Source organism: Flavobacterium filum DSM 17961, from assembly GCF_000425465.1.
GTDB classification, from domain to species: Bacteria; Bacteroidota; Bacteroidia; order Flavobacteriales; family Flavobacteriaceae; genus Flavobacterium; species Flavobacterium filum.
Map to the genome: position 1 here is coordinate 1 of NZ_AUDM01000034.1, position 7,129 is coordinate 7,129.

Genomic DNA, 7,129 nt, shown 5'->3' on the forward strand with positions numbered 1-7,129 from the left:
AAGTTTTGGTAAGCTTTGGACGTTGCGTTGCTGTGGACGCTTATCCGCTTTAACTTGCCTCTTATGACGTTTCTGTTCGTCAGTACCGGATTTTGTAGTCCTGCTTCCTTCAGTGCATACCTCACGATAAACCACCTTGCAGCTTACTAAACCTTCGAGACGTTACTCTCGCGGTTAAGGGACTTACACCCTCTGGAAAAATAACACCCCGAAAATTAGTTTTTGTAATCCAAATTTGTATTTTTGAACTATTTGAAAAGCTTTCGGGGTGTGTCCTGCGGATGCAGGGCACACACATCGGTTTGGCAATATGGCGGGTGAAGTGCTTCTATGAAACATTTGTGCAAGGTTCAACAGCAGTAATTCTATTGAACTTTTGTGCTAAAAATCCGCCACATCGCCAAGCCGAAAACCGTTACCTGCAAGCCTAAAAGACGACATAGCAAGAATGAACGACAGAAATAAACATAAAGTAACGGGACAAATGAACCATCAAACAGAGGACCCAAAAGCCAACGCTTCTGTATTTTTATTTTTTCCCACCGCACATTTTTTAAAAACAATTTTAGCCAGCCGCACAAATGGCACATTTGGTTTTGCCCAACACACAAGCCGACCCTTCGCAAAACCAAAAGAGCTATTTTTTGCCAACGCACCGACAGAACAAATGATTAATTCAATATACTTGTAGCAGATGAAAAAACTAATCTTTTTAACACTTTTACTTTTGACAGCTTCAATCGGCTTCAGTCAATCTTATTTGGGTTGGGTGACAAAACAGGTCAACTTTAGACAAGGACCCGGGACTGACTACGGAGTAATTTCATCATTAAAACCGGGAACACAAATCTTTATTGTCTCCCTTGAAACTGAAAATGATTTCTATAACATTATTGACATTGCTACCGACAAAGAAGGCTACATACATAAGTCGTTTGTAAAACTTGGGGACGTTGTTGAAAAAAATGAAAGAGGAATGTTTACCCCAAGCGGTAAAACTGCGACTTATAATCCTGAAATTGAAATATTCAACAATACTACATTAACCTTAACACTAAAACTCAATAGCGAGACATACACATTTTCACCGAAGCAAAAACGAACAATAACATTAAGCCCAGGAACATATAACTATCGTGCTTCTGCACCAGGCGTTATTCCAAACATAGGCACTGAATATGTGGAGAGTAATATGGGCTATACTTGGCAATTTTATATAGTAACCGAAAGAAGATAAAAGTTATGCAATTTCTTAACCCAATAGAATTACTAGAATTAGAAAATGCTGATGTAGCGGCATTAGACAATTCAGTTATCAAAAAAGCAAAACGCAAACTATTTGCAGAAATTGACCTTTCAGACAATGGACATTTTGATTATAAGGGGATTTCGCTTACTAAAACAGATTGCGAAAAAGTCATTGACGATTTAGAAAACAATAATGCATTAGAATTTTATTCTCATCTATCCTCAAACAAACTTTTGAATGATTTTCTAGTGAATGGCAATGATAAACTTTTTACATCATTCAAACAGGAAAGTATTTACAAGTTACCTGAGTTTATAAAATTTATAAGTCCGTTTTTTGCTCTTAAATTTGACAAAGCCATATTAAAAGCATTTGTTAATGCGGATGAAGAAAAACTTAGAAGCATATTAAGAACTCAAAACCTAATAAGCACAGCAGACCTAAATATTGCTTTCAAGGGACTTAGTATTGAAATTCAAAATAGATTACAGCAGATTGACGCAATAACTAAAGACATTAAAAATGAAGAATCTGAATATTCTGATGATGACATTGATGAAGTTATAGATTTAATAAAAGATGTGTTTCCCACAGAACTACTTAATCAATTACCAGCATATTTTCAAAGTCAGATAAATAAAATAGCTGCTTCCATCAACTTCTTACAGCTTGCAATTTGGAATGAGTTTAACACGACATCTGTATCATTGCATTTACTTGAGCATTTGCTTGAGTTAAACATTGAAAGTGTTAGCAAGCCTACTTTCCAAAAAAATTATGACATAGTTAGAAAAAAACACGAAGAAAGAATTGAACAAGAAAAAAATGCCCCAACATTAAAAAAGTGGGCTACAATTATATTGACAATACAAGCTCAAATAAAGAACGTTGAGAATAAATCAATTCAAGCTACAGATGCTTTAGATAAAATTAAACAGTTGGTAGCAGTTTCAGAATTAAATTCTTTGCCTTCATTTGCTAACGAAATAAGAACTCAGATTGGATATTCGATTAGAAGCCTTTCAATTTCTTGCTGGAATAAACAAAATGATATAAAAACATCGCTCTCATTGATAGCTTTTGCATTACAAATTAATGTTAATGAGGAAGCAAAAGTAAAATTCAAACAAGATAAAGCAGAACTTGAAGAATTAGAAAAAAAATACAAGGGTATTTTAGTTTGTCACTTTTGCGAAAAGAATTCTCCTGACGATAATTGCGGTATTTCTCAAACCATATATAAAGAGACATATCGAAGCTATTTTCCTAGACGAGTGCAGTTTTCATATACAGATGTAACAATTCCAAGATGTAAGAATTGTAAGGAAATCCACTCAAAGGGAAGTCAAAAGTTTTCTTTGGTTTTCTTTGTAGCACTTGTTTTAGGTGTAATAATCGGTGCAATGACCGAAGGCGAACATTTTATAATAGGTGGTATTATTGGAGCTGTGGCAGGTTGGATAGTGGGTAAGATTATGGAAGGGAATCAAGTTAGTAACAGTGGAATTAAAGACGCATCGGAATCGACACTCTCAAAACATCCTTTACTAATTGATAGAATGAGAGAAGGTTGGACATTTTCAAAACCAAGTGCATAAAAATCAAAAAACATGAATGAACAAATAAAAGTGCCGAAAATTTACATTGACTTGTTAGACCAAGTTTTTGAAATTGAAAAAAAGGTCGAAAGCCTTACAGAATCAAATTCAATTAGCCGAAATGTTAGTAGGTTGAAAGAAATATTTGAACAATTGGAAACTGATGGTGGATTGTTTTATCACAACCCCATTGGAGAGCCATATAACGAAACACGAACTGATATTGAAGCGAGTATTGCGGGTAATTCTGCTGACAATTTAATTATCACAGAAGTTATTAAACCAATAGTAAGGTATCGCAAAGGCGGTATAACACTCATTGCAAGAAAAGGCATTGTTGTCGCAGAATCTAAATCTTAACTTTTAAATCATTATCACAATGGAAAATACAATCAATTTCGGAATCGACCTAGGAACAACAAATTCGGCAATTGCCAAATTTGTAAAAGGCGAAGTTATCGTTTTCAATAATCCTTTGGATTATGGCAGAGCTACACTACCATCGGTGGTGTGCTATCAAAAAGATAAAATTATTGTTGGTAGCCAAGCCAAAGTAATGTTTGGCAAACAAAAGAAAGACTCATTTACACAAGCGTTTTTTAAACGTAAAATGGGAACTTCTGAAAGTTTCCCAATCAAATCTCAAAATCGTTCTATTACGCCAATAGAATTATCAGCCCAAGTTCTTAAAGAACTTAAAACATTTGTAAATACTGGAGATACTTTAGAATCAGTAGTTATTACAATTCCTGCTTCATTTGACCTAATACAATCAAATGCAACTAAAGAATCAGGTTATCAAGCTGGATTCAAACAAGTAGTTTTATTACAAGAACCCATTGCAGCAAGTTTGGCTTATGCCAATATGAAGAAATCAAAGGAGCTTACCGATGGTCAATGGTTAGTTTATGACTTTGGAGGCGGAACATTTGATGTTGCTTTAATTAAAATTAAAGACGGAGAAATGAAAGTTATCGACCACGAAGGCAACAACTTTTTAGGCGGTGCAGATATTGACCAGATGATAGTAGACAAACTTGTAATCCCTAAAATAAATGCTGAATTTTCTTTTGAAAACTTAGAAGACGAAATGAAAAGTGCTTCTGGTAAATACAATTCAAAATATTATGTCCTATTAAGTAGAGCCGAAGAAGCGAAGATTCGTTTATCCGCAGTTACATCTGCCGAAATTGTAGTAGATGGATTTGAGGACGAAGATGGTAACGAAGTAGATTTTGAAATAACAATCACACGTTCTGAATTTAATGAGCTTATCAAACCGTCTGTTGATGGAACTATTGAAATGATTAAAACCATTTTGACAAGGAATTCACTTGGTTCAAAAGACATTCAATTTACATTAATGGTTGGAGGCTCAACATACATTCCTTATGTAAGACAACGAGTAGAAGAGATTTTGCAAATCCCAGTAAATTGTGAAATAGACCCCACAACTGCAGTGGCAGTTGGTGCCGCATATTATGCAGCAACTAAACAAAAGGAGATTTCCAAATCTGATAAACAGCAAAAGAAAACTGCTTTATCAATAAAAGCTAGTTATAATAAAGCATCTAAAGAAAAGGACGAATTATTCGCTGCAAGGGTAACAGGAGAAACCGAAGGTCTATTTTATAAAATTGTCAGACAAGATGGTGGTTTTGATTCAGGATTGAAGAACCTTACTGAGAGAATCAGCGAAGATTTGCCATTAGTTGAAAATGCCTACAATTTCTTTTCATTAACTGTTTATGATAGCCTGAATAATGTTGTGGAAACCGACATCGAACCAATTGGTATAAACAGCGGGTTTGGTATTAGTGGTCAACCATTACCAGAGGATATTTGCTTAGAGGTAGACGATTTGGACAACCTTGGACATACAAGATTGTTTCTTCTATTTCAGCGCAATACCATATTACCTACCAAACGAACAGTTACTTTTCCGTTAAATAAGACAGTTTTAAAAGGAAGTGATGATGAAGTGATTAAAGTAAAGGTATTACAAGGCTCTCACCTGTCACTACCTGAATCAATTAAAACTATTGGATATATTGAAATTAACGGGAAAAATCTAAAAAGAGATATTTCAAAAGGTTCTGATATAGAAATAACCATTACTATTTCAGACAGCCAAGATTTAACAGCATCCGCCTATCTAACAATGGCAGACCAAGAATTCAAAGAGACTTTTAATCCCAAAGAAAGGCATATGCCAGTAAATCTACTAAAAGAACAAGTCGAAGTCCTATCAGATAAATTGGAAGAGGAAATTGAACAAGCGACAGAAAAAGAGGACTATGAAACAGCTAGTGCATTATCAAAATTGAAAAAGGAAATGGAAGTTGTTGCTGAGGAAACAGAGAGTCTTACCTCTGATGATGTTACTGACAAACGCTATCAACTTGAAGATAAGAAACGTAAAATTGCTCAGGAAATTGACAGTGCAACGAAACACAAAAGATTACAAAAAGTGAGAGAGCATTACTTTGAGACTAAAGAAGAATGCTTAAAACTTATAAATGATAGTGGCAATGACCACGAAAGAAAAACATACAATGATATTGTAGCTCAGGAAGAAGCATTTATGTCAACAAATAGCCCTATCAAGATTCAAGAAAAATCTGACGAACTACATAGCATCATTGGTCAAATTAGATGGCGAACTCCCGATTTTCTAACTGGTATTTTCAATTGGCTTAAAGGGGAACAACCAAAAATGAATGACCAAACACAAGCCAAAAGTCTCGTTGATGCAGGGAAATTTGCTGTTGAAAGTCAAAATTGGGACAGACTTAGGGAAATAAACTTTGGTTTGCTTGATTTACTACCAAGAGGTGCTAAAGAACAAATAACAACTAAAATTGGATTTGGATTATGAAAACAGAAGCATTCCAAAATTTACTGCTTAAATCAGCAGTTTCTGTAATTGCCTGTGATGGCAGTATAGACGAAGCAGAAATTTCAGAAATCAGAAATATGGCTGAAAATGAAATTTACTTTATGGGTTATGATTTTGAAGAACCACTAGAAGCAAATCTTCAAACCTTAAAAGAAAAAGGAAAATCAGCTATCAATGACTACCTTAAAGAGTTAACGAGTGCTAATCTAAACGACAATCAAGAATTGCTTTTGATTGAAGTTTTGATAAGAGCCATTGAATCGGACGAAAAGGTTGAGCCAAATGAAGTTAAGTTTCTTCAAATAGTAAAATCAAAACTGAAAACAAGTGAAGAAACCATTATCACGAAATTTCCAAAGCAAATGAATTATTTAATAGACTTCCATAATTATGGACTTCACGAAGAATTTACAGATGAGCTTAAATTTGAATAGTGTCATAAAAATCGTCTTAGCGATTTTATTCTTTCTCTGTTTGGCGGATATGCCTTATGGTTTTTATCAGTTTGTAAGGTTTGCAGGACTAATTGGATTTGCAATTTTAGCTTATCAGGCAAACCAACAAGGCAGACAGACAGAAATGATAATTTACGGTGGACTTGCTTTGCTATTTCAACCGTTTTTCAAAATCGCACTCGGTAGACAAATGTGGAATATAGTTGACGTGGTAGTTGGAATAGGCCTTCTAATATCAATATTTATGAAACCAAAGAAAAGCCAGCCCTAAAAGCAAGCACATTTGCAATTCACACAAGCCAACGCACAGACCAAAAATTGCAAAAGAGCTTGCTTTGCCAACGCAGAGAAAAATTGTTTTTAAAAAAATTCCCCAACGCTTCAAAAAAAATAAAAATACACCGACACACAGCCCGACAAACACAGCAGACAATGACAAGAAAACTCAATATTGACAAGGCATACAACGACACGGTGGACAGAAGGCCAGCAGGTAACAGCCGGTAAGCAAAATTGCCGGGTTTTCGGTAGCCGGAAGTTGTGGTTTCACGAATAATATTTATCTTCGGCAGAGAGAACTCGGATCGCTTTGGTCGGCAACTTCGCTTACCGGCGAAACGTCAGGCTGTGAAAAAAACCACTTTTCTCCTAAACTTCATCCTCTAAAACTTAATTTGTTTCGTTTTAAGCCAAGTTACATTTGGGTGTATTTTGATCTGTTCCAAAGCTAATTTGAGTTAAAAAGAGCTTTAAACAAGTCGTTTTTAAACAAAACAAGAACTTTCTCTTGTAAGGTGAGTTCCAAGCGTGAAGTTTAGCGAGTAAATCGGGCACACCGAGAATGTTGATGCTGCGTTTGATGTTATACACCAACATAATTAAGCTGTGTTCTCCGTTTACTTTTTCTAGTCCAATTAAATCGGTGTAA

The 7,129-nt window shown here is 35.1% G+C and carries 7 protein-coding genes and 1 pseudogene; 7 read left to right on the forward strand and 1 reads right to left on the reverse strand.

Going from position 1 to position 7,129, the window contains the following annotated elements; genetic code table 11:
* Window positions 1-484: 484 nt before the first annotated feature.
* Genes H601_RS0112660 through H601_RS0112690 form a run of 7 tightly spaced genes read left to right on the forward strand, consistent with a single transcriptional unit; the run spans window position 485 to window position 6,472 of the window.
* Window positions 485-691 carry a hypothetical protein gene (locus H601_RS0112660; protein ID WP_156900407.1) on the forward strand — a complete coding sequence of 69 codons (207 nt, stop codon included), beginning with the start codon at window positions 485-487 and terminating at the stop codon, window positions 689-691.
* Between the two features lie 3 nt (window positions 692-694).
* Window positions 695-1,237 (forward strand): SH3 domain-containing protein, encoded by a 543-nt coding sequence (locus H601_RS0112665; protein ID WP_026711848.1) that lies wholly within the window; start codon window positions 695-697, stop codon window positions 1,235-1,237.
* A 5-nt stretch (window positions 1,238-1,242) separates the two neighbouring features.
* A complete protein-coding gene (locus tag H601_RS0112670; protein ID WP_026711849.1) occupies window positions 1,243-2,847 on the forward strand; it encodes a hypothetical protein in 1,605 nt (534 codons plus the stop codon).
* Between the two features lie 12 nt (window positions 2,848-2,859).
* Complete coding sequence (locus tag H601_RS0112675; protein WP_026711850.1) at window positions 2,860-3,207, forward strand: hypothetical protein; 348 nt, start codon at window positions 2,860-2,862, stop codon at window positions 3,205-3,207.
* A gap of 19 nt (window positions 3,208-3,226) precedes the next feature.
* A complete protein-coding gene (locus H601_RS0112680) occupies window positions 3,227-5,725 on the forward strand; it encodes an Hsp70 family protein (protein ID WP_026711851.1) in 2,499 nt (832 codons plus the stop codon).
* Window positions 5,722-6,180 carry a tellurite resistance TerB family protein gene (locus H601_RS15770; RefSeq protein ID WP_026711852.1) on the forward strand — a complete coding sequence of 153 codons (459 nt, stop codon included), beginning with the start codon at window positions 5,722-5,724 and terminating at the stop codon, window positions 6,178-6,180. Before H601_RS0112680 ends, H601_RS15770 begins: the two co-directional genes overlap by 4 nt.
* Window positions 6,173-6,472, forward strand: coding sequence for a DUF6804 family protein (locus tag H601_RS0112690; RefSeq protein ID WP_156900408.1), 300 nt, complete (start codon window positions 6,173-6,175; stop codon window positions 6,470-6,472). Before H601_RS15770 ends, H601_RS0112690 begins: the two co-directional genes overlap by 8 nt.
* 413 nt (window positions 6,473-6,885) lie before the next feature.
* Here the strand turns inward: H601_RS0112690 and H601_RS16680 are convergent.
* Window positions 6,886-7,129 (reverse strand): annotated as a pseudogene (locus H601_RS16680) (hypothetical protein); the annotation flags it as partial.

Bases quoted from the DNA above. Each gene is read 5' to 3' on its own strand.
- H601_RS0112665 (WP_026711848.1), top strand. From the start codon at position 695: ATGAAAAAACTAATCTTTTTAACACTTTTACTTTTGACAGCTTCAATC.
- H601_RS0112675 (WP_026711850.1), top strand. From the start codon at position 2,860: ATGAATGAACAAATAAAAGTGCCGAAAATTTACATTGACTTGTTAGAC.
- H601_RS0112680 (WP_026711851.1), top strand. From the start codon at position 3,227: ATGGAAAATACAATCAATTTCGGAATCGACCTAGGAACAACAAATTCG.
- H601_RS0112660 (WP_156900407.1), top strand. From the start codon at position 485: ATGAACCATCAAACAGAGGACCCAAAAGCCAACGCTTCTGTATTTTTA.
- H601_RS0112670 (WP_026711849.1), top strand. From the start codon at position 1,243: ATGCAATTTCTTAACCCAATAGAATTACTAGAATTAGAAAATGCTGAT.
- H601_RS15770 (WP_026711852.1), top strand. From the start codon at position 5,722: ATGAAAACAGAAGCATTCCAAAATTTACTGCTTAAATCAGCAGTTTCT.